Raw genomic sequence first — 24,663 nt, forward strand, 5'->3', positions numbered from 1 at the left:
TCAAGAGTTCGACCGTCCGGCGCGGCTGGATAGGCTTCTGCCGGTGGATGAGCCTGGGGTGCGCACCTGGTTGCAGCAGACGGCGTGGCCGCTGGCCGGAGTCGAACCGGGCGGGCCCACCGGCGATCTCGCCCCCTTGAAAGACCTGCTCGAGGACGTCCGCCTGGTCGGACTGGGCGAGGCGACGCACGGGACGCGCGAGTTCTTCCAGCTGAAGCACCGGCTGCTGGAGTACCTGGTGACCGAACTCGGGTACGACGTACTCGCGATGGAGGCCAGCGAGTCGGCCGCGCCCGCGGTCGACGCGTACGTGCGCGGCGGACCCGGGGACGCGGCCACGGTGGTGAGCGACCTCGGCTTCTGGACCTGGCGGACCGAGGAGGTCGTCGCGATGGTCGAGTGGATGCGCTCCTGCAACGAGGGCCGCCCGGCGGGGCAGCAGGTCGGGTTCGCCGGCGTCGACCCGCAGAAGTGCTCGGCTTCGCTCGCCCGCGTGCGCGACCACCTGGCCGAGCACGCGCCGGAACGCCTCGAACTGTTCGACAGCGGAATCGCCGCGGAGGTTGACGCCGGACCGGGCGCCAAACCCGATCCCACCCGCATGCTGGTCCGGGAGACCGAGGCACTCGTCGGGTATCTGGACCAGCACGAGGCGCCCGCCGACGTGCTGGCTGCCGCGCGTCGCTTGGTGCGTGCGGCCGAGGTGGTGTGCACGGCACGAGAGCACAAGGATCCGGCGAAGACGACCTTCGCGGTCCGTGACTGGTTGATGGCCGATGCCGTGAGTGATGTTGCCGGCGACAACGGCAAGGTCGTGCTCTGGGCGCACAACGGCCACCTCGCGGCCAGTCGGCAGACCGCCGGTCTGTGGCCGCTCGGCAAGCACCTCCGCGACCGGTACGGATCGGCGTACTACGCGGTGGCGCTGCTCTGTGGGTCCGGCGCTTTCCGGGCGCGGAGGATGCTGCCCGGTCCGTGGCCGGGCGCGATGGACGGGCCGGTGATCAGTAACAAGCTCGACCGCGGCGGCTTCAACTCGCTCGAGGGTCAACTGGCGGCCGCGAATCCCGGCGACCACTTCCTCGACCTCCGGGCCGCGGCGAACGCGCCCGTCGAGGTGAAGAAGTGGCTGGAGGAACCGCAGATGTTCCGCAGCTTCGGCGCCTACGTCCAGCGCTGGACCTACCGGTACCAGTTCGCACCGACCCACCTCACCGAGGAGTACGACGCGCTGGCGTACGTCGCGACCACCAGCCCGTCCCGGCCACTGCCCGACCGGGTCGCGTGATGCCGCTCAGGCCTTGAGCCGGTCCACGATGCGGCGAAGCTGGTCCGCGTAGTTGCCAGGGATCGGACCGTAGAGCACCGGGGCGGTCACCATGCCGGTGATCGCCAGCAAAACCGCTGCCGGGTCGAGATCGTCGGCGAGCTCGCCCTGCTGCTTGCGCCGGTGCAGGTCGGACAGGTCGCTGCTGTCGTCGTCGTCGGCCGATGCACCCCGTGCGCCGGCGTCGAGAATCGCCCGTGCCGTCAGCTTGGCCCAGCGGGGATCCGCCGTCACCGCTTCGAGATAACGCACGGCGAGATCGCCGAGCGAGGCCGACTCTGCGCGGAAGGATCGCTCCTGCTCCTGCCAGCCGCGAATCACCGCGTCGTACAGCCCCTGCTTGCCGCCGAAGTGGTAGCTGATCAGCTGCTTGTTCACCCCGGCCCGGCGGGCGACCTCCGAGACGCGGGCGCCGGCCAGGCCATGGTCGGCGAACTCGGTGAGCGCCGCGTCCAGCAGAGCAGCTTTGCTGCGCTCGGCGTTTCGGGTCCGTCCGTCCATGATCCTAGGTTATCAGCCGTGTGGATGATATCCTGCTTTTCATCCATTCAGATGAAAAGGAGACTGATGACAGTCCTGGTCACCGGTGTCACCGGCAAGATCGGCGGGGGAGTGGCCGCGGCTCTACGGCGTGGCGGTGTCGCGGTGCGGGCCGCTTCCTCCCGTCCGGAACAAGCGGCCGGCCGTCCGTACGACGTCGTTGCCGTCGACCTGACCCGGCCGGAAACGCTGCGGCCGGCGCTGCACGGCGTACGGTCGTGCTTCCTCTACCCGTCCACGGAGTCAGCCGAGGGCGTCGTCGCCGAACTGCGTGCGGCCGACGTGGAGCAGGTCGTGCTGCTGTCGTCGGCTTCGGTGCTGCTGCCGGCGGCCGGCGTGATCGCGGCTGAGCACCGGGCCGCGGAAGAGGTGTATCGCGCCGGAGGGCTGCCGCTCACGATCCTGCGCCCCGACGTGTTCGCCACGAACGCGCTCGACTGGGTGGAGCCGATCCAGGCCGGCGAGGTCGCACTTCCGTACCCGGCTGCGCAGGTCGCGGTCGTGCACGAGAACGACGTCGTGGATGCGGCGGTGGCCCTGCTGAACGACACCCGGCATGTCGGCCAGGACTACACCCTCACCGGGCCGGAGTCGATCACCCAGGCCGAGCAGATCGAAACCATGGCCGCCGCTCTCCGAACACCGGTCAAGATTCGTGAGCTGACCGGCGACGAGTGGCGTGCGACGGTCCCCTACTTGCCCACCCCCGTGGTGGACGCCCTGTTGTCCATCTGGGCCGAGGCCGACGGTTCGCCTCGCGACGTGACCCGAACGGTGCGCGCGATCACCGGTCAAGAGCCACGCACCTTCGCGCAGTGGGCCGGCGAGACCTTGCGGCCGGCGGCATGACCATTCTCGTCACCGGCGCCACGGGCACGATCGGCCGTCAGGTGGTGCGGCAGTTGTCAGCGGCAGGTGCTGACGTGCGCGCGATGACGCGTACGCCGACCGCTGCAAAGCTGCCGCCGGGCGTCGACGTGGTGTACGGCGACTTCGAGCAGCCGGAGTCCTGGAGCGCGGCGCTGGCCCAGGTTGACCGCGTCTACCTGTTCCCGTTCGCGTACCTGGCCGGCTCCGTGCCGGACGACGGGTTCGTCACCGCCGCCGTACGGCACGGAGTGAACCGATTCGTGGTGCACTCCGCGGCCGCGGCCGGATTCGTGGCGGAAGCCGCGCCGGCCGGTGCGCTGCAAACCCACCTCGAGGAGGAACGGGCAGCCCACCGGGACGTCGAGGTGGCGGTCGAGCGCACCGGCGCGGAGTGGACGCACATCCGGCCGGGCCTGTTCGCCGCCAACGCACTCGGGTGGGCGCCGGTGGTCCGGGCAGGACAGCCGGTCCGGGCGCCGTACGGCGAGGCGGGCTATCCGTGGGTTCACGAGGCGGACGTGGCGGAGATCGCGGTCCGGGCGCTGCTGAGTGACCAGCTCGTCGGGCAGGCCTGCACGATCACCGGTCCGGCCAAGGTCTCGCAGGCCGAGCAGGTACGCGCCATCGCCGACGCGATCGGACGTGAGGTGCCGTTCGAAGAGCTGACTCCGGCGCAGGCGGTCGACCAGTGGCGGTCCGAAGGGTGCCCGGAGGAGTACCTGGAGTGGCGGTTGGCGGTGCTTGCGGATGCTGTCGATGGGACGGGGAGGCTACCGGTGACGTCGACGGTCCACCAGGTCACCGGCCGGGAGCCGAGGACGTTCGCCCAGTGGGCAGTCGACCACGCGGAGGACTTCCGCTGAGGTCGGCTCTGCGATGTCAGGCGACGCCGACGAGGTTGCGGTGCTCGGCAGCAACTGCATGCCGGGCGCGGGCGACCGGCTGGGGGAGCGCGGCGAGCAGGTCGAACAGGTACGGCGCGGTGTCGGCCAGGCGGAGCAGGCCGGCTTCATGACGGGTCCAGCCGAAGATCAGCTCGCCGTCGATGAGCCGCTCGGCCAGCGGCTCGGCGTACGCGCTCAGGGTGACGCGGTTCGGGCCGGTCTGCGGGTGGTGGTCGCCGCAGCCGCACTCGGCCGCGATCACGACCGAGGTCAGCGCGGTCGCGGCGTACTGGCGCAGCCGCAGGGTCGTGCCGCGGGCGGTGAACCGGGCGATCGTTGCGTCCGGCAACTGAATGAGCAGCTCGACCGGAACGGCGTGCGAGCCCGGCAGCAGGCGCAGCCCGCGGGACGCGAGCAGGTCGGCGAAAGCAAAGAGGTTCATTGCGGAGAGTCCGGAATCCTGTGGGTGCTGGGTGTCGGCGGGCGGGCCGGGGACAGTGCCTCGAAGCAGGCAGGGCCTCGTGCGCCTCAGACGGCGCGCGTCAGCGACAACAACAACAGCAACAACACAGCGTGATCCGCATGCGGAAGATCATGGCAGAGACCGCCGGCCGCGCCAAACACCGACCGGCATCTGAGACGACAATCCGTGACCAAGCCGTCGCCGCAGCGTGAGCTTCCTGCTGCGGACGCATTCCAGCGCGGCGCGGGGCGTGAACAGCAACGAGAAGCGCCCCACCCGACGTGTCGGGCAGGGCGCTTGTCGATGTGGTGAACCAGGTGTGCGTTCGTTCGGTTCAGTCCGCTTTCTTGCCGAACATGATCTCGTCCCAGCTCGGCACACTGGCCCGCTTGGAACCGCGCCGAGCCGGCTTCTTCTTCGGCTCCGCCGCAGCTTCGCCCTCAGGCGCACCGGCAGGCGGCGCACCGCCGGCCGAGGCCGCTGCTGCACCGCTCTCCGGCGCAGTGCCCGGTCGGGCCGGAGCGTCGGCGGGTGCACCGGGCGCCGACTGGTCGCCGCGAGCGGCGGGCTGGTTGCCGGAGGCAGGCTCGGTACGACGCTGGTCCGCGCGCCGAGGATCGAACGGGTTCGGGATCGACGGCTGGTTCGCCGGGGCGTTCGGGTGCGGCCGGCTCTCGGGCCGACGCGATTCGCCCGACCTCGCAGCCGGCTCGCTCGACCTGGTGACCGGCTCGCTCGACCTGGCGGCGGGCTGACCCGACCGCGCAGCGGGGTCGCGGAACTCGTTGCCGGCCGGCGCAGTAGGGCGGCCGTCCGCAGGTGCAGGCCGGTTCGGCTGGCCTGCGGGTGCTCCGCCTTGCCGGCCGGCGGCCACAGCACCACCCTGGCCGCCTGCCGAGCCACCCGCTGGGGCGCTGGGCTGGTTCGCGACTGGCGCACCGAGCTGGGTACCTCCGGGGCCGCCGCCCCTGTTCGCGGCAGGCCCGTCCGCACGCACCCCGGTCGATGCGCCTGGCCGACTGCCCGTCGGAGCGCCTGCTCGGTCTCCCACGGACACACCCGGCCGGCGCCCCGCGGGCGCGTCTGCTTGCTGATCCGAGCGGGTGTCGCCCCGGCGGTCCACCATCGGCTCAGCAGGCGGGGACTCCGCCTGGCTGCCGCCGGACTGCTGATGCTCCGGCTGCCGAGGGTCGGCGGGGGAGACGCGGCGCTCGGTGAAGCGGTTCTCCGGCGCGGCGGCCTGCTCCTCCGGCGGGGCCATCGACGAGGCCTCGGCCGGCGGCTGGGCCGGTCGCTCGACCGCGCGAACGGCGGGCCGCAGCGCGGGCGGCGGCTCGATCGGTACGTCGATCAGGGTCGGCTCTTCGTCCGGGCTCGGCACCGAGTGCACCCGGCGCGGGCCCCGCTCGGCGTCCCGCCCGGTGAACGACTCCCGAGCGCCCTCGCGCCCGAACTCACGCCCACCCGCGTCCCGCCCGAACCCCTGGCCACCGTCGCGGCCGAACCCGGCACCGTCCCGGCCTGCGTCACGGGACTCCCGCGCGGCCGGCTCCCGGCCGAAGCCCTGCCCACCGTCCCGGCCCGCATCCCGGCCGGTGTCCCGCGCAGCAACCTCCCGCGTGTGCCCGGGCCAGTCCCGCCCGGTGTCGCGCGGCGTGGGCTCCCGCCCGAAGTCACGGTCCACGTCCCGGCCGTAGTCGCGCGGCTGGTCCCCGCGACCGAACTGCCGGCCGCGGGTCAGGTTGACGGTGTCCTCGAACCCGGCCTCGTAGCTGTCCGCCCCGTGGTCCGGCGCCAGGCTCAGGTCGATGTCGGCGACCGCGGTCAGCCGCCGCTCGGACTGCTGCGGCGGCATCACCTGCGCCTGCTCGCCGACCAGCCAGCGCGCCTCGTCGTCGTCCGGTACGGCGTAGCGCCCCGGAGCGTCGTAGGCGAACATCGCGACCTTCTCGTCGTCCTCGGCCACGAAGTACGAGACCCGGACCGCCCACCGGCCGTCCTCGCGGCGCCAGGCGTCCCACTCGGCGGCGGCGGGGTCGACGCCGCGGATCCGCAGCCGCTCGGTCACCCAGGCGCCGAGGTTGCGGGTCGGGGCGTCGCCGCCACCGCGGCGGCGGACGGACGCACGCTGGGCGAGGTTGGCGACGTGGTCGCGCTCGGCGAGCACCGGGCCGGCGAACGCCATCACGCGTTCCATCGGCATCTGGGCGACGGCAGCGACCGCCTCGGGACTTTCGCCGGCGCGGATACGAGCCTGGATGTCTCGTGGGCGCAGCGCGCTCTCCATTTGAATCTCCAGCTGGCCGAGTCGGGCACGGTCGCCGCGCAGGGCCGCACGCAACCGGTCGTCGACCGGGACGGCGAACTCCTCACCCGTGCCGTCCACAGCCAGGATCAGCTGCTTGCCGTCCTGGCTCAGACCGACGAGCCTCGCCTCGCGCATTGCCTTTGTTCTCCTGTGCGGTTCTCGACAGTCTCTCCCGGGACGTGCTGCCTGACCAAGACCGGCGCGCCGTGCCGGGCGGTCATTGTGGAGGTTACGTCACGAAATCACATCTTGCCTGCTCAGCGGGGTCCTTCTGGTCACACCAGTCACACTAGTCACAACCCGGAGTAACCGCCGCTGCGACATCCCAGCCGGCCGTCGCGGCGGCTCCTGACGGGGGCTTCTCCGCCAGGAGCTCGACCCCGATCAGGCCGGGTACGCCGCCCGGACGGCGAGCGCCCGGGACAGGTCGTCGGCCTCGTCGCCGACCGAACGCCGGATGCCGGCCGCGACCGACTCGTCCGCGACCAGCACGGCCGCCAGTTGGGCGACCCGCTCGTCGATCGCGTACGACGGGAACGCGAGCAGCGCCGACCGGGCCACCACCCAGCCCGACCGCAGCTTCTCGGTGCCGGCGATCTCGGCGAAGAACCGCTCGACGTACGGCGCGGTCAGCTCGGCCTGCGCCGGGTGCCAGAAGCCTTCGCACACCGCGTACAGCTCGTAGTTGGCCAGGTCGCCGTCGGTCATGATCTGCGCCCAGGCCCGTTCCTTCGCCTCGGCGGTCGGCAGCGCGGCCCGGCAGCGGGTCGCGTGCACGACGCCTTCCGACGACGTGTCGCGGGCCAGCTCGGCGTCGATGCCGGCGTCGTCGATCGCCCCGAGCCGGGCGAGCTGCAGGGTGATCAGCCAGCGCAGCTCCGCGTCGACCGTGACACCGCCCGGCACGGCGACCCCGTCGAGCCAGCCGCGCAGCAGGTCGACGTCATCGGTGGTGCGGATCGCGGCGCGCAGCACCATCAGCTGCACGCTGCTGCCGGCCTCGACCGTGCCGAGCCGCTCGGTCAGTACGGCGGCCAGCCGGCCGCGGTACGGCTCGTACGGCAGGTAGATGCCGAGCAGGCGGGTCTGCGCCCAGCCGACCAGGGAGTTGACGGCGATGTCGCTGGTCTCGGTCGGCAGCGCCGCGAGCACGATCTCGAAGCCCAGCTTCGGGTCCAGCTCGGCGTCGGCGCTGGCGTCGCGCACGCTGTTCAGCACGACCGCCCGGGTGACGCCGTCCTCGATCTTCGGCAGCACCTCGGGCAACCGGGCCAGGCTGTCGGCGTCGAGCCGGACCTTGGCCCAGGTGTCGTCGGCGGCGTCCGGCACGATGACCGCGACCGACGGGTCCAGCTCGATCTCGACCTGGTCGGAGTCCAGCAGCACCGGCAGCAGCTCGCCCTGCCCGGACGCGTCGTACGCGCCGATCGTGAACTTGTGCGGCCGGTTCGCCGGGTGGTCGGCCGGCGCGGTCCGGACCAGCCGTACGCCGGTGGCGGTGCGCTCGGCGGTGATCGTGTCCAGCCCGGGCGTGCGCAGCCAGGCCTGCGCCCAGTCCTCCAGTCCGACAGCGCCGGCCGCCGTCCACTTGGCGACCAGCTCCGGGAAGGTCGCGTTGCCGAACTCGTTGTCCTTGATGTGCGCGCGCACCCCGGCCAGGAACACCTCGTCGCCGAGGTAGGCGTTCAGCTGCTTGAGCACGGCTGCGCCTTTGGCGTAGGAGATTCCGTCGAAGTCGTCGAGCGAGGCGAGCGCGTCCTTCACCGGGTCGGCGGCGACCGGGTGCGTCGACGAGCGCTGGTCGGCCTGCAGCCCCCACCACTTGCGGACGAAGGCGAAGTCGATCCAGTTGTCGGCGTACTTGGTGGCCGCGGTCGACACCCGGTGGGCCATGTACTCCGCGAACGACTCGTTCAGCCACAGGTCGTTCCACCACCGCATGGTGACCGTGTCGCCGAACCACTGGTGGGCCATCTCGTGCACGATCGTGCGGGCCCGGTTCGACCGCTCGGCGTCGGTGGCGGCCGAGCGGAACACCATCGAGTCGCGGAACGTCACGCAGCCCGGGTTCTCCATCGCGCCGGCGTTGAACTCCGGCACGAACGCCTGGTGGTACGCGCCGAACGGGTAGCGGTACCCGAACAGCCGGTGGAACTCGTCGAAGGCCTGCTTGGTCACCTCGAAGATGTCGGCCGCCTCGCGGTCCAGCGCCTCCTTCAGCGACTGCCGCGACACCACCCCGAGCGGGATGCCGTCGTGGGAGTCGAGCAGCTGGTGGTACGGGCCGGCGACCAGCGTGACGAAGTACGTCGACAGCGGCTGGGTCTCGGCCAGCTCCCAGCGGCCGGGGGAGACCTGGGTCGCGGCGCCGTTGCCCAGCACGATCCAGTCCTCCGGCGCGGTCACGGTGAACCGGTACGGCGCCTTCAGGTCGGGCTGGTCGAAGCAGGCGAAGATCCGCGGCGCGGCGTCCAGGAACGACATCGCGTACAGGTAGGTCAGCCCGTCGGCGGCGTCGACGCTGCGGTGCAGGCCCTCGCCGTCGTTGGAGTACAGCATCGAGGCGACCACGACGAGCTCGTTCTCGGCGGTCAGGCCGGTCAGCTCGAGCCGTCCGTCGCTCAGGCCGGCGACGTCGACCGCCTCACCGTTCAGCGTGACCGACAGCAGTTCGCCGGGCTTCACGTCGAGCCAGCTGTGCTGGCTGGCCGCGGCGAACTGGATCCGGGTGGTGGATCCGAACGTCCGGTCGCCCCGGGTCAGGTCGAGATCGACGGCGTAGCTGTGAACGGTGAGCGCGGCGGCCCGGGTACGGGCGCCGTCGACGGTGAGACTCGGCATGACCGGCACTCTATGCCGCCCGGCCCAGCGGCATCGAGAGGGTTTGCCCGTGACAGTATTTCCGCCATGACCGAGATGGAGTACCGCCAGCTGGGTGACTCCGGCCTGACCGTGAGCGTGGTCGGCCTGGGCTGCAACAACTTCGGCGGCCGGATCGGCGCCGAGCAGGCCCAGGCGGTGGTGACCGCGGCGGTGGACGCCGGGATCACGCTGTTCGACACCGCCGACGTCTACCGCGGTGACCTGGGCTCCAGCGAGCAGATTCTCGGTCAGGCGCTCGGGGCGCGCCGCGACGAGGTGGTGATCGCGACCAAGTTCGGCGGTGACATGAAGGGCGCGAACGGCCCCGACTGGGGCGTGCGCGGATCCCGGCGCTACATCCGCAAGGCGGTCGAGGCCAGCCTGCGCCGGCTCGGCACCGACTGGATCGATCTCTACCAGCTGCACGTGCCGGACCCGGTCACCCCGATCGAGGAGACGCTCGCCGCGCTCACCGAGCTCGTTGCCGAGGGCAAGGTCCGCTACCTCGGCAGCTCGCAGTTCGCGGCCTGGCAGGTGGTGGACGCCGACTGGGCCGCCCGGACCGGTGGCACCGAGCACTTCATCAGCGCGCAGAACAAGTACTCCCTGCTCGACCGCGCCGCCGAGGAGGAGCTGGTGCCGGCCTGCGAGCACCTCGGCATCGGCGTCCTGCCGTACTTCCCGCTCGAGTCCGGGCTGCTCACCGGCAAGTACAAGCGCGGCGCCGAGCCGCCCGAGGGCACCCGGCTGGCGAAGATGCCCGACCGGCTGGCCCGCGCCGACTTCGACCGGATCGAGGCGCTGGAGACGTTCGCGGCCGAGCGCGACCTGACCCTGCTCGACGTCGCGATCGGCGGCCTGGCCGCCCAGCCCGCGGTCGCCTCGGTGATCGCCGGCGCGACCCGGCCCGAGCAGATCGCGCAGAACGTCGCCGCCGGGCGGTGGGAACCGTCGCTCGACGATCTGGCCGTTCTGGACGACCTCACCTGACAGCGCACCTGGAGACCGCGTGACCCTGATTCTGCTGCCGCCGTCGGAGGGCAAGACCGGTCGCTCCCGCGGCCGCCCGGTCGAGCTGGCCGGGTTGTCGTTCCCCGAGCTCACCCCGACCCGGGAGACGGTGCTCGACACGTTGGCGAAGGTGTCCGCGAGCGCCGACGCGTACGCCGTACTCGGGGTGGGTCCTTCGCTGGCCGCCGAGGTGGAGCGCAACCTCCGCTGGCGGACCGAGCCGTCGGTCCCCGCGTCCGAGCTCTACACCGGCGTGCTCTACGACGCGCTCGGCTACGCCACCTTGTCGCCGGGCTGCAAGCGGCGGGCGAACAGCAGGCTCCTGGTGGTCTCCGCCGCCTGGGGCGCACTCCGGATGGCCGACCGCGTTCCGGCGTACCGGCTGTCGATGGGTACGACGCTGCCCGGGCTCGGGCCGCTGGCTTCGGTCTGGCGCGATCCGCTGCAGGCCTCGCTCGACGCCGCGGCCGGACAGGGTGTGATCGTCGACTGCCGCTCGTCGACGTACGCCGCGGCGTGGCGGCCGGCCGGTGACCAGGCGGCCAAGTGGGTCGCGGTGTCGGTGGTCCGGGAGCGAGACGGTGTCCGCTCGGTCGTGTCGCACAATGCCAAGCACACCCGCGGCCTGGTCGCCCGCCACCTGCTGGAGTCGGGCAAGGACCCGGGCACCGCGAAGGCACTGCACAAGCTCGTCGCCGAGCGGTGGAACGCCGAGCTGGACCGGACCGGCGCCGGCTGGACGCTGACCGTCGTCGAGCACGACTGATTCACGCAGCTTTCACCGCCCGGTGGTTTCCGCGGTCCGGTGCACAGGGAAGGCTTGGGGTCAGCTCGTCAGGGGGATCCGCCCAACCCTCGGAGGACCGGACCGATGCGTCGTACTCTCACCGTTGTCACCGCAGTCGTGACCACCTGGCTCGTCGGAACCGGCACCGCGCTGGCCTACCCGCCCGACCCTCCGTCGGCCACCACGGCGCAGTCCCAGCTCGCCGCGCTCACCGTCCGGGCGGAGGGCTCGACCACCGGCTACAGCCGCGACCTGTTCCCCCACTGGACCACCGTCTCGGGCACGTGCGACACCCGCGACCAGGTGCTCAAGCGCGACGGCACCGGCGTGACCGTCGACGCGAACTGCGAACCGACCGCCGGCCGCTGGTACAGCGTGTACGACGCGACCTACACCACCGACGACTCCGCGATCGACATCGACCACATCGTGCCGCTGGCCGAGGCGTGGAAGTCGGGCGCGAACAGCTGGACGACCGCGAAGCGGCAGCGGTTCGCCAACGACCTGACGATCGCGCAGCTGATCGCGGTGTCGGCGTCGAGCAACCGGTCGAAGGGCGACAAGGACCCGGCGTCGTGGAAGCCGACGAACACCTCGGTGCACTGCATCTACGCCCGGGAGTGGATCTGGGTGAAGTACACCTACGCCCTGTCCCTGCAGCCGGCCGAGAAGACCGCGCTGCAGCAGATGCTCGCCGCCTGCTAGGAGTTCGGGTCGAGCAGGTGGCGGCGCTGGGCGTGAATGCCTGCCTGGAAACGGGTCCGGGCGCCGAGGGAGTCCATCAGCTCGGCGACCCGGCGCCCGACCGTCCGGCTGCTCAGTGCGAGCTGCCGGGCGATCGCGTCGTCCTTGAACCCGGCCGCGAGCAGCGTCATCAGCCGCGCGTCGAGCGGGTCCCGCTCGGCCGGAGCCATCGGCACCGCCTGGTCCCACAGCAGGGTGAACATCTCGATCAACGCGTCCAGCAGCGCACAAGGATGGACCACCAGCGCACTGTCGACCAGCTGATCGACCGACAGCGGCAGCAACGCGGCCGTCCGGTCGAACACCGCCAGCTTCATCGGCACCTGAGGATGCACCCGCGAGGTCTCGCCGGCGTCGGCCGCGCTGTACGCCTCGTCGACGCCACCCAGTTCCAGCGAGTCGGGGGAGTAGATGCCCCGGACGGTGACACCTTCGCTCAGTAGTCCGCGCACTGTGGTGTCCGACTGCTCGGCCTTCGCGGCGTACGGCGGCCGGTCGAGCACGAGCAGCTGGTCCGTGGTGCCCTTCAGGAGTTGGGCGAACCGGGCCGCGATCGCCTCTTGCCCGACGATGACCTCGACCAGGTTCTCCGGCCGGTACTGCTCCTGGGCGCGGAGCTCGGACAGCAGCTCGCGCGCCTCCGCGCGAACCCGGTCGAGCTCGGCCCGGCGTACGGCGACCAGGGCGTCGACGGCGACGTCGGGTCTGGTGGGCAGCAGATGTGGCTGGTCGTCGGAGGTTTTGGTCAGCAGGCCGAGCTCCTCCAGCCGTTCGACCGTGCCGAGCACGTCGGCGGCCGGCCGGCCGAGGCGGTGGGCGAGGTCGTCCAGGGAGCAGCCGGGCATCGCGAGCAGGGCGCGGTAGGCGGTCTCGTCGGCGGCGCTGACTCCGACGGATTCGAGCATGCGGTCTCCCGGCCAGTGGTGGACAAGTCCGGCATCCGACACGCTATCTCGTGGCATGGACCATCGCGGGTGCTGCTCCCGACCCCGGGCCGGTGGCAAGCGTGTCCGCGCCACGGTCGCCTTGACCCGGTGGGACGATGAGACGAAGATGCGTCACCAGGTCATCACGCCCTGTCAGAACGACCTGTCAGCTTCAGGCCGAGTGTCTGTCGGTGGCGTCGGGCTGTGGTCGACTGCAGCAGCAGATCCCAGGAGGCAGGATGAGCGAGAGCACCAGCACGGCGACGACTGAGCCCGCAGCCGACCGCCCCGAGCTGAAACGGGTGATGGGCCCCGGATTGCTGATGCTGTTCGTGATCGGCGACATCCTCGGCACCGGGGTCTACGCGCTGACCGGCAAGGTGGCCGGCGAGGTCGGCGGCGCGGTCTGGCTGCCGTTCCTGTGCGCGTTCGTCGTCGCCTTGCTGACGGCCACCAGTTACCTCGAACTGGTCACGAAGTACCCGCGAGCCGGTGGTGCGGCGGTCTACACGCACAAGGCGTTCGGGGTGCACTTCCTGACCTTCCTGCTGACCTTCGCGGTGATGAGCTCGGGGCTGACCTCGGCGTCCAGCGCGTCGAAGGCGTTCGCGGCGAACTTCTTCTCCGCCGCCGACATCGACCCCGACCGCGGCACCTGGCTGGTGATCACCTCGCTGCTCTTCATGACCTTGATTGCCCTGGTCAACCTTCGCGGCGTCGGCGAGAGCGTCAAGGCGAACGTGGTGCTCACCTGCGTGGAGCTGTCCGGTCTGCTGATCGTGATCGCGATCGGCGCCTGGGCGATCGCCGGCGGCGACGGCGACACCGCCCGGCTGACCGAGTTCAAGACCCCTGAGGGCGACAGCGCCTTCGGTGCGGTGACCGCGGCGACCGCGCTGGCGTTCTTCGCGATGGTGGGCTTCGAGGACTCGGTGAACATGGCCGAGGAGACCAAGGATCCGGTCCGGATCTTTCCCAAGGTGATGCTGATCGGCCTGTGCGTGACCGGCGTGATCTACGTCCTGGTCGCGATCTCGGCGGTCGCCCTGGTCTCGCCGGAGGACCTGAACGAGGGCTCCACCCCACTGCTCAAGGTGGTCGAGGCCGGCGCTCCCGCCTTCCCGCTGCAGATCTTCGCCTGGATCACGATGTTCGCGGTCGCCAACTCGGCGCTGATCAACATGCTGATGGCCAGCCGGCTGCTCTACGGCATGTCCCACGAGAAGGTGCTGCCCGGCCCGCTCGGCCGCGTCCTGCACCGGCGGCGGACGCCGTGGGTGGCGATCCTGTTCACCACCCTGCTGGCGTTCTTCCTGATCGGGTTCGCCGACCTGGCGGCGCTGGGCGGGACCACCGCGCTCCTGCTGCTGGTGGTGTTCGCCATCGTGAACGCCGCGGTGCTGGTGCTGCGCAAGGACCGCGTGCAGCACCAGCACTTCCACGCGCCGACCGTGCTGCCGGTTCTCGGTGGGGTGCTCTGCGTCTACCTGGCCAGCCCGTTGTCGGGGCGGGCGACCAAGGACTACGAGATCGCCGGATACCTGATGATCGTCGGCGTCGGCCTCTGGGCGCTGACCTGGGTGCTGAACAAGTACGTCTTCCACCGCACGGCCGACTTCGACCCGAGCCACATCGACCCGCGCGGCCCGGTCAACTGACCAGCTGGGTCGCGGCGATACAGGCCACGATCACCAGGGCGGCGACCGGCGCCAGGGGCGGAAGGTGCTCGCCGATCAGCAGCACCGACCACACCAGTGTGAGCAGCGGCTGGGCGAGCTGCAACTGGCTCGCCTTCGGTACGCCGATCGCCGCCATCCCGCGGTACCACAGCACGAAGCCACCGAACTGGGAGACGGCGGCGAGGTAGGCCATGCCGGTGACCGCCTGGGCGCCGAGGTGGACCGGCTCCCACAGCAGGGCGAGTCCGGTGACCACCACGGACACCGGGAGTGCGGCGACCACGCCCCACGCGATGACCTGCCAGCCTGGCAACTGGGAGGCGAGCCGGCCACCTTGGGCGTAGCCGGCGGCGCAGACCAGCAGGGCGCCGAACAGGTAGGCGTCGCCGAGCGTGGGGCGTCCGTGGTTCTGCAGCAGGGTGAAGGCGACGACGGTGCCGGCGCCCACGACGGCGGCACCCCAGAACACGGGTGGCTGGTGGCGGCCGGTGATCGCGGTCGACATCGCGGCAGTGGCCAGAGGCAGGATTCCGATGACCACGGCGGAGTGTGCGGTGGTGGAGGTCTGCAGTGCGAGCGTGGTCAGCAGTGGAAACCCGATGACGCATCCTCCGGCCACGGTGAGCAGACCGGGCCAGTGGTGCCGCGCCGGGACAGGCACGCGGACCGCCGCGAGGCAGCTCACCGCGAGCACTCCGGCCAGCAGTCCGCGAACGCCGGTCGCCGTCCACGGCCCGAAGCCGGTCAGCGCCCACACGGTGGCCGGGAAGCTGAGAGAGAACGACGCCACTGCCAGGGCGGCCAGGACGGTGCCGCCGGCGACTGCTTTCGCCGGGCGGAGGGTAGCGCTATTCTGTGCCGTCATGCACGACGATAGCAGTGTCGCTCAGTTGACCGCGAGGCTGCGGGACGCAGTACACCGCTACTCGGAAGGCGAGAAACTGCCGTCGAGCCGAGCGCTCGTCGACCAGTACCGGGTGAGTCCGGTGACGGTGTCCCGGGCGATCGCGGCGTTGGTGGCCGAGGGCATCGTCGTCTCCCGGCCCGGCGCTGGTGTCTTCCGGGCCGGCGCGCCGACCGGTGGTGTGGCCGGCGACGTCTCCTGGCAGGAAGTGACGCTCAGCGCGCATCCGGCGACAGACGCCGGAGATGCCGAAGCTCGTCGTACGGGGACGGCCGGCGTCCTGGGCTGCCTGTTCACGCCGCCGGCCGGGGTGATCGACTTCAACGGCGGCTACCTGCATCCGACGCTGCAGCCGGAACGCGCTCTCTCCGCGGCGCTGGCCCGGGCGGCCCGGAGACCGGGCGCGTGGTCCCGGCCGCCGGTGGAAGGAGTCGCGGAGCTGAGGGACTGGTTCGCCCGTGACATCGGCGGGGTGAACGGGCCGTTGAGCGGTTCCGACGTCCTGATCGCCGCGGGCGGCCAGAGTGCGCTGACCACCGCGCTCCGGGCCTTGGCCGTTCCGCGAGCACCCGTGCTGGTCGAGTCCCCGACTTATCCGGGTCTGCTGGCGGTCGCGCGTGCCGCCGGTCTGCGACCGGTTCCGGTGCCGGTTGACGGCGACGGGGTGCGTACTGATCTGCTGGCCGACGCGTTCCGGGCCACCGGTGCCAAGGCGTTCGTCTGCCAGCCGCTGTTCCAGAACCCGACCGGCGCCGTGCTCGCGCCGCAGCGGCGCGCGGAGGTCCTGCGGATCGCGCGGACAGCGGGCGCGTTCGTCGTGGAGGACGACTACGCGCGCCGGCTCGTGCACGCCGACTCGCCGCCGTTGCCGCCGCCGCTGGCCGCCGACGACCCGGACGGCGTCGTGGTGCACGTCCGCTCCCTGACCAAGCCGGCCTCGCCGAGTCTGCGGATCGCGGCGCTGTCGGCCCGGGGGCCGATCTTCGAGCGGCTGCGGGGGATCCAGGTCATCGACAGCTTCTTCTTACCCCGGCCACTGCAGGAAACCACCCTGGAACTGGTCAGCGCTCCGGCGTGGGGCCGGCACCTGCGATCGCTCGCGGCGGCGCTGCGAGATCGCCGGGTCGCTGCACAAACCGCACTTCGCCGTACGCTGCCGCAGCTACGACCTGCCCAGCCGGTGCACGGCGGCAATCACCTCTGGCTGCGGCTGCCCGACGGCACCGACGAGACCACGGTGGTCTCCGCCGCCCTGAGCGCCGGAGTCGCGGTGGTCGCCGGCAGCCCGTACTTCGCGGCCGAGGCGCCCGGTCCCCATCTGCGGCTCAGCTTCGCCCACACCACTGGCGTCAGCCAGGTCGAGGAGGGCATCCGAAGACTCAGCAACGCCTTCACCTGAGCAGCTCCGACGAGCACCTCGCCGATCACGACCAGGTCGACACAGGGTCCGGGCGGGAGCGGAGGCCGACGGCGAGGGCTACGGTGCTGAGGGCAACGACTCCGAGGGCGGCCGCGATCCAGCCGAGCGCCGGGTAGCCGGCGCCGGCGTCGATCGCGAGGCCGCCGAGCCAGGGTCCGACGGTGATCCCGACGTTGAACGCGGCGAAGTTCACCGCGGTGGCCAGGGTCGGCGCCCGTTCGGCCAGCGTGAAGACCCGGGCGTTCAGGGCCGGGTTCAGCGCGAAGCCGAAACCGCCGAGCAGGAAGATCGCCGAGATCGCGATCACCGGCTGCGCCGCCCACAGCGCGAGAACGGTGGAGAGCGCGACCACCCCGGCGATCCCGATCGCCAGCGTGCCGAACGGGGCCGCGTCGGCGGTCCGGCCGCCGAGCGTGATCCCGACCAGTGAGCCCACGCCGTACAGGGCGAGCACGCCGGGCACGGCGCCGGACGGCAGGCCGGTGTCCTCGGTGAGCAGGGGAGCGAGGTAGCTGAACACGACCAGGATGGCCGCCGTCACCAGCGCGGTCGTCGCGTAGGCCAGCCAGAGCCGCGCGTTCGCCATCACCTGCAGCTCGGTCCGGAGCCGGGGAGCGCGCTCTCCCGCCGGGGACGGGGTGCCCGGCGGGGACGGGGTGCCCGGCGGGATCGTGCGCAGGACGCCGATCATCGCCAGGGCCGACATCAGCGCGACCGCCCAGAACGCCGCGCGCCAGCCGAGGTGCTGGCCGATCACCGTGCCGGCCGGCAACCCGATGATGGTGGCAACGGTGAGTCCACCGGTCACCACGCTCATCGCCTTCGCTCGCCGGCCCGCCGGGACCAGAGCGAGCGCGGTCACCGCGGCGACCGTCCAGAACCCCGCGTACACGAACGCGCCGACGACCCGGGTGGCCAGCAGCACCTCGTAGTTCGGGGTGAGCGCGCCGGCGACGTGGGTGAGCGCGAAGACCGCGAGAAAGCCGAGCAGGGTGTTGCGGCGTGGCCAGTGCAGCGTGACGACCGCGAGCACCGGGGCGCCGACCAGCATGCCGACCGCGAACGCCGAGATCAGCAGCCCGGCCTGCGGGATCGAGACACCGAGGTCGGTGGCCAGCTCGGGCAGCAGCCCGGCGAGCATCAGCTCCGACGTGCCCTGCGCGAAGATCGCGAGTCCGATGATGTAGACGGCCGGCGGCATCGCGATCCTCCTCAGGACGGGCAGGGCCGAACGGCCCGGCGGACGAACAGGATGTGGCGCCGCGGTGATGACAACGCCGCGGTGGCCAGCAGGGTGCCCCCACCCAATCGCACAGTGCGATCTGCGAGTTGCACATCGTGACACAGACCGCAAGGTGCCCGCTTCCTGCCGTCCGCGATGTGGCAGGGCCGGCGGGTCCGACCAGTATTCCGACCGAGTTCTCACAGCTGGGGCACCGGCGCGCAACGCTGTTCGCAGGGGTGGCGCTTGGGTCGATCGGGCATGGTGGAAGGCATGAGTTACACGAGTCCAGCGCGCCGCTCGCCGTCGGCAACCGGCGGTGCCCGGGCGGGCGGCGGGATCAAGTTGCTCGTCATCCTGGTCGGCCTGATGTGGCTGAGCGAGATCGTCGACACCGCGCTGAACGGCGCGCTCGACCGGTACGGCATCCTGGCGCGCGATCCGGAGGGCCTGGTCGGGGTGGTCACCGCGCCGTTCCTGCACCTCGGTTTCGGGCACCTGATCTCGAACACGCTGCCGCTGGTCACGCTGGGTGCGCTGATCGCGCTCTCCGGCGCGATCCGGCTGTTCTCGGTGACCGCGATCGTGACCGCGGTCGGCGGCATCGGCACCTGGTTGGTGTCCCCGCCGAACACCATCACCATCGGCGCCAGCGGCCTGGTCTTCGGGTACGCGGCGTACCTGGTCGCGCGAGGGGTGTTCAACCGGCGGATCGGGCAGGTGCTGATCGGTGTGCTGGTCGTGATCGTGTGGGGCAGCGCGCTCCTGGGCGGTCTGCTGCCGCAGGACGGCATCTCCTGGCAGGGCCACCTGTTCGGCGCGATCGCGGGCGTGCTGGCCGCGTGGTTCCTCGCCGACGACCGCGCCCCGCGCCGCGTGCCACCGAGGTAGGCCTCAGGCGGATTCGTGCTGCCGGTCGTTCGGTCGGTGCCGCCGGCGCCGAACCATCACCAGACCCATCAGCAGCGCGACCACTGCGGGCACCCCGGCCGCGACGGGCACGGCCCCGCTCGTGTCGAGCGTGCGTTCCTGAGCCACACTCAGTCGCAGCGACTTGCTGGAGGTCACCGGTGCGGCGGGCTGGTCGGTGCTGAGCGCAACGTAAACCACGAACCGGCCCGAGTTCACCGCCTGCAGTTCCCACTCCAGCGACTCCGCCTCACCTCCGCCGAGCGGTTCGAGGTACTGCGTGCGCTCGCCTGACCAGTCCTCCGGGTCGACGTAAACGCCAGGATCGACAGCGAAGACGTTCAGGTGCGCGATGACTCCGGCTACGTCCTGCTCACCGGAGTTCCGGACCTCCGAGCTGAAGCGCAAGGTCTGGCCCAGCCCGATACTCGCCTCGCTGCGGTCGAGCGTGACGACCACAGGATCCGCCCCGGCAGCGCCCGGCTCGGCCGCGGCCGGCACAGAACCAGTCACCAGCACAACGGCGACCGCCGCGAGCAGCCGCACCCCGAGCCTCATCCCCGGCCTCCAGTTCCGAGCCGCAACCGCGTCGAGACGGCGACGGCGGCGACGACCAGGACGCCGGCGACGATCGCGGGACCGACCAGCCAGTGACCTTCCTGGGCGAACGTGCGGGCGTTGATGATGATCCGGCCCAGGTAGCGCAGAGCGGCGGTGAACGGATCGACCCGCAGCAGCAGGTCCCCGAACCAGCCGCGCTGCGCCGACGACGGCATCTGCGTCGGCGCGAACAGCGCGAGCAGCACGAACACGCTCACCGAGAGGCTGACCCGGTTCGACGCCGCGAAGGTGCTGATCACCAGCCCGAGACCGGTCATCGCCAGCGCGAGCAGGCAGCCGACCAGGAAGCCGTTGACCAGGGACGTGGTGACCACCTTCACGCCACGACCGAGGTACCACACGTACGGCGCGGACACCACGAACGCGGCCAGCCACAACGTCAGCGCAGCCAGCCCTTTACCGACCGTGAGCGACCATCGCGGGATCGGTGCGAGCAGCAACGACTCGAGGCTGCCGCGCTCGCGTTCGCCGCTGATCGCGTCCGCGGCGGCCAGCAGGCTCAGCAGTACGCCGACCGCGACGGCGACCTGCAGCGTCAGGCTCACCGCCTCCCGCTGCTCGAGGAAGTTGAGCGCCTCGTTGGTCGCGGTCAGGTAGGTGGTCACGCTCAGCATGATCGAGTAGGCCAGCAGCAGGACGAGCGCCCGTCCGCCGAGCCACAGGTCGCGCAACTCGCGCCCGGCCACCACCAGCCAGGCCGGACGGCCGCGCCGCGGTCCGTCCGCGGCCGATCGGTTCTCGACCTCCGGCTGGGTGGCTCGGCATCCCGCATCGACGGCCATCAGACCTCCTCGGTGACGGCGAGAAAGGCGTCGCTGAGCCGGCCGCCTTCCAGCGAGAAGCCCAGCACCGGTACGCCGGCCGCGAGCAGGCTGGAGATCGCCTCGGTCGCCGCGGTCTCCACCTCCACCCCGGCCGGCAGACTCAGCTCGAGCTCCCCGAGCGACCCGCGGCCGTTGGCGGTGGCAAGAATCTCGGTGCCGGCCAGCGCGCCGAGTGCCCGCTCGACCTGCTCCGGCGGCACCCGGACTCGTCCGTTCCGGGCCGCCGCGGCCTTCCGGACCACCTCCGCGACCGTGCCCTCGGCAACGACCTTGCCGCGGTTGAGGATCACCACCCGGTCGCAGACCTGCTCGACGTCGGCGAGTACGTGGGTGCTCAGCAGGACCGTGGCGCCGCGGTCGCGCGCGATCCGCCCGATCAGGTCGAGCACCTGCGCCTGGCCCATCGGGTCCAGGCCCAGCGCCGGTTCGTCGAGGAACACCACGTCCGGGTCGTTGACCAGGGCCCGGGCGATCCCGAGTCGTTGCCGCATGCCCCTGCTGTACGCCGAGATCAGCGCGGACCCCCGGTCGGCCAGCCCGACGTCGGACAGCAACCGGCGCGCCGTACCGCGGGCGTCGGCACGGTCCCGGCCGAACAACTCGGCGTGGTAGCGCAGCCACTCCTCGCCGGACTGCGCCGGGGGATAGCCCGCGCTCTCCGGCAGCACCCCGACCCGGCGGCGGATCTGCGCGGGCCGGGTGTGGGGCACACCCGCGACCGTGAACGAACCGCTGTCGGCGGCCAGAACCGTGGTGAGCAGACGGATCGCGGTCGTCTTGCCGGCACCGTTCGGGCCGAGAAAGCCCAGCACGGTCCCGGCGGCGACCTCGAGATCGAGCGACTCGACCGCGACGACCCGTCCGTACGCCTTGCGCAGCCCTGTCGCAACCAGTGCCGGGCCGGCGGCCATGATCAGCCGCCCTGCTCGGACGCGACCACTCCCACGTCCCCCATGAACGCCCCCTGACCGGCTCACCCCACGGCCGTACGACGCGTGCCGTGTCGCGTGCGCCTTCCCTGTCATCTTGAGCACACGGCCACCGCCTCGGCAAGAGGTGGATCACAAATCGTCACCGCGCAGTTCGCCGGTACCTCTTCTCGTGGCGGCTCCGGCGCGCGACACTCCGAACCAAAGGCACCTGGTTGGGGGACAGGCCATCAGGCCTGCGACCGCGGTGCCACATGGGGGAGGGAATCCGGATGCGGCGTTCTCGTTTCGCGCACGTCATCTTGCTCACGGCCGGCCTCACCGGTCCCGCGGCACTGGCGGCCTGCAGTGCCGACGATCCAGCCGGCGGCGCCCAGGCGCCGGCACCGACGACCGTACCGGTCAGCACGCCGATCACCGCACCGACCGGCACACCGGTCAGCACCTCGCCGCCGGGCGACGTCAGCCCGTCCGTGCCGGCGACGCCGCCGTCCACGCCGCCGTCCAAGGCGCCCTCGCCGAAGCCGACGACCGAGTTCGTCCCGCAACCCGGCTACGACCGGGCCGCGTTCGCCCGCTCGATCCCGGTCACCAACAAGTGGTTGCCGTTGCGGCCGGGGATGCGGATGACGTTCCGCGGCCAGACGATCGAGGACGGTGAGGTGATCGGGCACACCGTCACCTCCATCGTCACCGACCTGACCAAGGTCATCGACGGTGTGCGCAACGTGGTGGTGTGGGACCGCGACTACCGCGACGGCGTGCTGGAGGAGGCCGAACTCGCGTTTTTCGCCCAGGCCGCCAACGGCGACGTGTGGCACTTCGGTCAGTACCCGGAGGTGTACGAGGAAGGAAGGCTGGTCGAGAACCCGACCTGGATCCACGGCGTCAAGGGCGCCCGGGCCGGCATCACCATCACGGCGGACCCGGGCGGGCCGAGCTACGCCCAGGGCTGGGGTCCGGCCGTCGGCTGGTCGGACCGGGCGAAGACCTACCGGACCAACCAGCGCACCTGTGTCGCGGCCGGCTGCTTCAGCGGCGTCCTGGTCACCGACGAGTACAGCAAGGAGGAACCCGGCGCCCACCAGCTCAAGTACTACGCGCCGGGCGTCGGCAACGTCCGGGTCGGGTTCTACGGCAACGACCCGACCAAGGAGACGCTCGAGCTGACCAGCGCCCGGATGCTCAGCACCGCCGACCGCGCCGAAGCGCGGGCCGAGGCGCTGAAACTGGAGAAGAGCGCCTACCGGCACAGCAAGGACGTCTACGCCCACACGGCGCCGGCGCGGTGACCGCGATCGGGAGGTGAGATGCGAATCCTGGTCGTCGAGGACGAGCGCCGGCTGGCCCGCGCCATCGGGCACGGTCTGGAGGACCACGGTTTCACCGTCGAACTGGCGCACGACGGTGAAACCGGCCTGTGGAAGGGCCGGGAGCAGGACTACGACGCGATCGTGCTCGACCTGATGCTGCCCGGGCTGTCCGGCGACGAGGTGTGCCGGCAGCTGCGGGCCGCAGGGTGCTGGACGCCGATCCTGATCCTCACCGCGCGGGTCGGCGCCGAGGCCGAAGCCGGTGGGCTGAACCTCGGCGCCGACGACTACCTGCGCAAGCCGTTCTCGTACCAGGTACTGATCGCGCGGCTCAACGCGCTGCTGCGGCGGACCGCGCCGGCCCGGCCGGTCAACCTCGTCGTCGGCGACCTGGTGCTCGACCCGGCCCGGCGTACGGTCCGGCGGGGCACGACGCCGATCGAGCTGACCCGGCGGGAGTTCTCGGTGCTGGAGTACCTGATGCGCAACGCCGGCAGCACCCGCTCGAAGGCGGAGATCCTCGACCACGTCTGGGGCGCGGACTTCGACCGGGAGCCGAACGTCGTCGAGGTCTACGTCGGCTACCTGCGGCGCAAGATCGACCAGCCGTTCGGCACCGGAAGCATCCGGACGGTCCGTGGCCACGGCTACCTGATGGGCGACGAGGACCCCCGCGCCCCGGAGCCGGTGGCGACCGGCGATGGGTGAGCTGCGACCGTGGAGACGGTCGCCGTCGCTGCGGACCCGGATGGTCCTGATCGCCGCGGCTGCCACGGCGACGGTCCTGATCGTGGGCGGCGTGCTGCTCGCGGCCGCCTTGCGGGTCGTGCTGGTCGACGACGCGATGGACACCGCCCGGCTGCGCGCCCAGGACCTGGGCGAGCTCGCGGCCGCGCTGAAGCTCCCGCCGGACCCAGCGGTGCGCGACAGCGACCTCGTCCAGGTGGTCGGCGACGGCGGCCGCGTGCTGTCCGCCAGCCGGAACATCGCGGGCACCGCACCACTCGACCTTGCTCCGCAGTCGCCGGGAACCACCGTCGTGCACCGGGTGGACCGGATCCCGGCCGCCGACTCCGGCGCCTACCGCGTCGTTGCCCACGGCACCAGTACGCCGAACGGCCCGGCCACCGTGTACGTCGGGGTCTCGATCGAGGAGATCGACGAGACGGTGGTGCTGGCCGGCCAGGTCGGCCTGGCCGCGATCCCGGTCTTCGTGGTGCTGCTGTCGGTGGCGATGTGGACCGTGCTCGGACGGACGCTCGCACCGGTCGAGCGGATCCGGCGCGAGGCCGACGCGATCACCGCCCAGCACCTGGACCGCCGCGTGTTCGAACCCGAGCAGCGAGACGAGCTCGGCCGGCTGGCCCGGACGGTCAACGCCATGCTCGCCCGCCTGCAGGCCAGCACGGAACGCCAACGCCGGTTCGTCGCCGACACCGCGCACGAACTGCGCAGCCCCATCGCCAGTCTGCGGACCCAGCTCGAGACGGCCCGCGACAGCCGGCGCCCGGTGGACTGGGAGCAGGTCAGCGCCGACCTGCTCGCCGAGACGGTCCGGATGCAGGCGCTCGCCGAGCAGCTGCTGCTGCTCGCGCGGGCCGACGCCGGCACACTGGGATGGACCAAGGTCGCCGTCGACCTCGACGACGTCGTGGACACGGTGAGCGGTCACCCGGTCACCCAAACCGCTGTCCAGTTGGACATCCGGGCCGTCGAGCCCGTCCAGGTGACCGGTGATCCGGTGCTGCTGGAACAGGCGGTCCGCAACCTGGTCGACAACGCGGTCGCCCATGCCACTCGGCAGGTCCGGGTCGGTCTCACCGTCACCGGGAGCGAGGCGGTGCTCACGGTCGACGACGACGGACCGGGCATCCCGCCCCAGCACCGGCAGGAAATCTTCGAACGCTTCACCCGGCTCGACGGCGCCCGCGACCGCGACCACGGCGGCGCCGGCCTCGGCCTGGCGATCGTTGCCGACATCACCCAGGCGCACGGCGGCCGCGTCGAGGTCGAGGACTCACCGCTCGGTGGTGCGCGTTTCCGGCTCCGGCTGCCGGCCACCGAAGAACTGAGAAAGTCCTGAGAACCAGCGCGTTGACGCCGGTCTTCCACCGACCTAC

At 71.6% G+C, this 24,663-nt stretch carries 22 protein-coding genes; 12 read left to right on the plus strand and 10 right to left on the minus strand.

The window, feature by feature from the left end; translation table 11 throughout:
• The first annotated feature begins 43 nt into the window (after positions 1-43).
• Entirely contained in the window at positions 44-1,288 is a 1,245-nt protein-coding gene (locus KFLA_RS17360) for an erythromycin esterase family protein (RefSeq protein WP_237706832.1), read from the plus strand.
• Positions 1,289-1,294: 6 nt separating this feature from the next.
• Here the strand turns inward: KFLA_RS17360 and KFLA_RS17365 are convergent, their stop codons facing one another.
• Positions 1,295-1,828, minus strand: coding sequence for a TetR/AcrR family transcriptional regulator (locus KFLA_RS17365; protein ID WP_012921108.1), 534 nt, complete (start codon positions 1,826-1,828; stop codon positions 1,295-1,297).
• A 66-nt stretch (positions 1,829-1,894) separates the two neighbouring features.
• Here KFLA_RS17365 and KFLA_RS17370 point away from each other — a divergent pair, with 66 nt between their 5' ends.
• Positions 1,895-2,716: an SDR family oxidoreductase gene (locus KFLA_RS17370; protein ID WP_012921109.1), complete on the plus strand. Its 822-nt coding sequence runs from the start codon at positions 1,895-1,897 to the stop codon at positions 2,714-2,716.
• Positions 2,683-3,600 (plus strand): NAD(P)H-binding protein, encoded by a 918-nt coding sequence (locus KFLA_RS17375; RefSeq protein ID WP_202797132.1) that lies wholly within the window; start codon positions 2,683-2,685, stop codon positions 3,598-3,600. The genes KFLA_RS17370 and KFLA_RS17375 overlap by 34 nt, the downstream gene beginning before the upstream one ends.
• A 16-nt stretch (positions 3,601-3,616) precedes the next feature.
• On the opposite strand, the gene KFLA_RS17380 is transcribed toward KFLA_RS17375, so the two are convergent.
• The 3 genes from KFLA_RS17380 to pepN form a co-directional block, all read right to left on the minus strand.
• Positions 3,617-4,063: a hypothetical protein gene (locus KFLA_RS17380; protein ID WP_012921111.1), complete on the minus strand. Its 447-nt coding sequence runs from the start codon at positions 4,061-4,063 to the stop codon at positions 3,617-3,619.
• 355 nt (positions 4,064-4,418) lie between these two features.
• Positions 4,419-6,527 carry a septation protein SepH gene (sepH, locus tag KFLA_RS35670; RefSeq protein WP_012921112.1) on the minus strand — a complete coding sequence of 703 codons (2,109 nt, stop codon included), beginning with the start codon at positions 6,525-6,527 and terminating at the stop codon, positions 4,419-4,421.
• A gap of 249 nt (positions 6,528-6,776) precedes the next feature.
• On the minus strand, positions 6,777-9,233 hold the full coding sequence (gene pepN / locus KFLA_RS17390) for an aminopeptidase N (protein ID WP_012921113.1): 2,457 nt from the start codon (positions 9,231-9,233) through the stop codon (positions 6,777-6,779).
• Between the two features lie 66 nt (positions 9,234-9,299).
• On the opposite strand from pepN, the gene KFLA_RS17395 reads away from it, so the two are divergent.
• The 3 genes from KFLA_RS17395 to KFLA_RS17405 all read left to right on the plus strand — a co-directional run bounded on the left by KFLA_RS17395 (position 9,300) and on the right by KFLA_RS17405 (position 11,757).
• Complete coding sequence (locus KFLA_RS17395) at positions 9,300-10,244, plus strand: aldo/keto reductase (protein WP_012921114.1); 945 nt, start codon at positions 9,300-9,302, stop codon at positions 10,242-10,244.
• A gap of 19 nt (positions 10,245-10,263) precedes the next feature.
• Positions 10,264-11,031, plus strand: coding sequence for a YaaA family protein (locus KFLA_RS17400; protein ID WP_012921115.1), 768 nt, complete (start codon positions 10,264-10,266; stop codon positions 11,029-11,031).
• A 105-nt stretch (positions 11,032-11,136) separates the two neighbouring features.
• Positions 11,137-11,757 (plus strand): HNH endonuclease family protein, encoded by a 621-nt coding sequence (locus KFLA_RS17405; RefSeq protein WP_012921116.1) that lies wholly within the window; start codon positions 11,137-11,139, stop codon positions 11,755-11,757.
• Here the strand turns inward: KFLA_RS17405 and KFLA_RS17410 are convergent.
• Positions 11,754-12,701: a LuxR C-terminal-related transcriptional regulator gene (locus KFLA_RS17410; RefSeq protein WP_012921117.1), complete on the minus strand. Its 948-nt coding sequence runs from the start codon at positions 12,699-12,701 to the stop codon at positions 11,754-11,756. The two genes, KFLA_RS17405 and KFLA_RS17410, sit on opposite strands and share 4 nt — an antisense overlap.
• 260 nt (positions 12,702-12,961) lie before the next feature.
• On the opposite strand from KFLA_RS17410, the gene KFLA_RS17415 reads away from it, so the two are divergent.
• The gene (locus KFLA_RS17415; protein ID WP_012921118.1) at positions 12,962-14,380 is read left to right on the plus strand and encodes an APC family permease; all 1,419 of its coding nucleotides are present in this window, start codon (positions 12,962-12,964) and stop codon (positions 14,378-14,380) included.
• Here KFLA_RS17415 and KFLA_RS17420 read toward each other — a convergent pair.
• On the minus strand, positions 14,373-15,266 hold the full coding sequence (locus KFLA_RS17420; protein WP_012921119.1) for a DMT family transporter: 894 nt from the start codon (positions 15,264-15,266) through the stop codon (positions 14,373-14,375). The genes KFLA_RS17415 and KFLA_RS17420 overlap by 8 nt on opposite strands.
• Here KFLA_RS17420 and KFLA_RS17425 point away from each other — a divergent pair.
• On the plus strand, positions 15,265-16,704 hold the full coding sequence (locus tag KFLA_RS17425; protein WP_012921120.1) for an aminotransferase-like domain-containing protein: 1,440 nt from the start codon (positions 15,265-15,267) through the stop codon (positions 16,702-16,704). The two genes, KFLA_RS17420 and KFLA_RS17425, sit on opposite strands and share 2 nt — an antisense overlap.
• 25 nt (positions 16,705-16,729) lie before the next feature.
• On the opposite strand, the gene KFLA_RS17430 is transcribed toward KFLA_RS17425, so the two are convergent.
• Positions 16,730-17,926 (minus strand): Cmx/CmrA family chloramphenicol efflux MFS transporter, encoded by a 1,197-nt coding sequence (locus KFLA_RS17430; RefSeq protein WP_012921121.1) that lies wholly within the window; start codon positions 17,924-17,926, stop codon positions 16,730-16,732.
• A 294-nt stretch (positions 17,927-18,220) separates the two neighbouring features.
• Between KFLA_RS17430 and KFLA_RS17435 the strand changes: the two genes are divergently transcribed.
• Positions 18,221-18,838, plus strand: a complete 618-nt coding sequence (locus KFLA_RS17435; RefSeq protein WP_012921122.1) for a rhomboid family intramembrane serine protease — start codon at positions 18,221-18,223, stop codon at positions 18,836-18,838.
• Positions 18,839-18,841: 3 nt separating this feature from the next.
• Here the strand turns inward: KFLA_RS17435 and KFLA_RS17440 are convergent, their stop codons facing one another.
• From KFLA_RS17440 to KFLA_RS17450, 3 genes are read right to left on the minus strand one after another with little or no spacing between them, the layout of a single operon-like run.
• A complete protein-coding gene (locus KFLA_RS17440) occupies positions 18,842-19,414 on the minus strand; it encodes a hypothetical protein (RefSeq protein WP_012921123.1) in 573 nt (190 codons plus the stop codon).
• The gene (locus KFLA_RS17445) at positions 19,411-20,259 is read right to left on the minus strand and encodes an ABC transporter permease (protein ID WP_012921124.1); all 849 of its coding nucleotides are present in this window, start codon (positions 20,257-20,259) and stop codon (positions 19,411-19,413) included. The genes KFLA_RS17440 and KFLA_RS17445 overlap by 4 nt, the downstream gene beginning before the upstream one ends.
• Complete coding sequence (locus KFLA_RS17450; protein WP_012921125.1) at positions 20,259-21,212, minus strand: ABC transporter ATP-binding protein; 954 nt, start codon at positions 21,210-21,212, stop codon at positions 20,259-20,261. Before KFLA_RS17450 ends, KFLA_RS17445 begins: the two co-directional genes overlap by 1 nt.
• 290 nt (positions 21,213-21,502) lie before the next feature.
• On the opposite strand from KFLA_RS17450, the gene KFLA_RS17455 reads away from it, so the two are divergent.
• From KFLA_RS17455 to KFLA_RS17465, 3 genes are read left to right on the plus strand one after another with little or no spacing between them, the layout of a single operon-like run.
• Complete coding sequence (locus KFLA_RS17455) at positions 21,503-22,522, plus strand: hypothetical protein (protein ID WP_012921126.1); 1,020 nt, start codon at positions 21,503-21,505, stop codon at positions 22,520-22,522.
• A gap of 18 nt (positions 22,523-22,540) precedes the next feature.
• Entirely contained in the window at positions 22,541-23,251 is a 711-nt protein-coding gene (locus tag KFLA_RS17460) for a response regulator transcription factor (protein WP_012921127.1), read from the plus strand.
• Positions 23,244-24,626 (plus strand): sensor histidine kinase, encoded by a 1,383-nt coding sequence (locus tag KFLA_RS17465; protein WP_237706833.1) that lies wholly within the window; start codon positions 23,244-23,246, stop codon positions 24,624-24,626. The genes KFLA_RS17460 and KFLA_RS17465 overlap by 8 nt, the downstream gene beginning before the upstream one ends.
• Positions 24,627-24,663: the final 37 nt, after the last annotated feature.

Origin of the sequence: Kribbella flavida DSM 17836 (genome assembly GCF_000024345.1) — a bacterium.
In the GTDB taxonomy this organism is placed as follows: domain Bacteria; phylum Actinomycetota; class Actinomycetes; order Propionibacteriales; family Kribbellaceae; genus Kribbella; species Kribbella flavida.

Bases quoted from the DNA above. Each gene is read 5' to 3' on its own strand.
- KFLA_RS17420 (WP_012921119.1), bottom strand. From the start codon at position 15,266: ATGACGGCACAGAATAGCGCTACCCTCCGCCCGGCGAAAGCAGTCGCC.
- KFLA_RS17465 (WP_237706833.1), top strand. From the start codon at position 23,244: ATGGGTGAGCTGCGACCGTGGAGACGGTCGCCGTCGCTGCGGACCCGG.
- KFLA_RS17405 (WP_012921116.1), top strand. From the start codon at position 11,137: ATGCGTCGTACTCTCACCGTTGTCACCGCAGTCGTGACCACCTGGCTC.
- KFLA_RS17450 (WP_012921125.1), bottom strand. From the start codon at position 21,212: ATGGCCGCCGGCCCGGCACTGGTTGCGACAGGGCTGCGCAAGGCGTAC.
- KFLA_RS17370 (WP_012921109.1), top strand. From the start codon at position 1,895: ATGACAGTCCTGGTCACCGGTGTCACCGGCAAGATCGGCGGGGGAGTG.
- KFLA_RS17415 (WP_012921118.1), top strand. From the start codon at position 12,962: ATGAGCGAGAGCACCAGCACGGCGACGACTGAGCCCGCAGCCGACCGC.
- KFLA_RS17425 (WP_012921120.1), top strand. From the start codon at position 15,265: ATGCACGACGATAGCAGTGTCGCTCAGTTGACCGCGAGGCTGCGGGAC.
- KFLA_RS17365 (WP_012921108.1), bottom strand. From the start codon at position 1,828: ATGGACGGACGGACCCGAAACGCCGAGCGCAGCAAAGCTGCTCTGCTG.
- KFLA_RS17380 (WP_012921111.1), bottom strand. From the start codon at position 4,063: ATGAACCTCTTTGCTTTCGCCGACCTGCTCGCGTCCCGCGGGCTGCGC.
- KFLA_RS17395 (WP_012921114.1), top strand. From the start codon at position 9,300: ATGACCGAGATGGAGTACCGCCAGCTGGGTGACTCCGGCCTGACCGTG.
- sepH (WP_012921112.1), bottom strand. From the start codon at position 6,527: ATGCGCGAGGCGAGGCTCGTCGGTCTGAGCCAGGACGGCAAGCAGCTG.
- KFLA_RS17435 (WP_012921122.1), top strand. From the start codon at position 18,221: ATGAGTTACACGAGTCCAGCGCGCCGCTCGCCGTCGGCAACCGGCGGT.
- KFLA_RS17445 (WP_012921124.1), bottom strand. From the start codon at position 20,259: ATGGCCGTCGATGCGGGATGCCGAGCCACCCAGCCGGAGGTCGAGAAC.
- KFLA_RS17460 (WP_012921127.1), top strand. From the start codon at position 22,541: ATGCGAATCCTGGTCGTCGAGGACGAGCGCCGGCTGGCCCGCGCCATC.
- KFLA_RS17455 (WP_012921126.1), top strand. From the start codon at position 21,503: ATGCGGCGTTCTCGTTTCGCGCACGTCATCTTGCTCACGGCCGGCCTC.
- KFLA_RS17440 (WP_012921123.1), bottom strand. From the start codon at position 19,414: ATGAGGCTCGGGGTGCGGCTGCTCGCGGCGGTCGCCGTTGTGCTGGTG.
- KFLA_RS17430 (WP_012921121.1), bottom strand. From the start codon at position 17,926: ATGCCGCCGGCCGTCTACATCATCGGACTCGCGATCTTCGCGCAGGGC.
- pepN (WP_012921113.1), bottom strand. From the start codon at position 9,233: ATGCCGAGTCTCACCGTCGACGGCGCCCGTACCCGGGCCGCCGCGCTC.
- KFLA_RS17410 (WP_012921117.1), bottom strand. From the start codon at position 12,701: ATGCTCGAATCCGTCGGAGTCAGCGCCGCCGACGAGACCGCCTACCGC.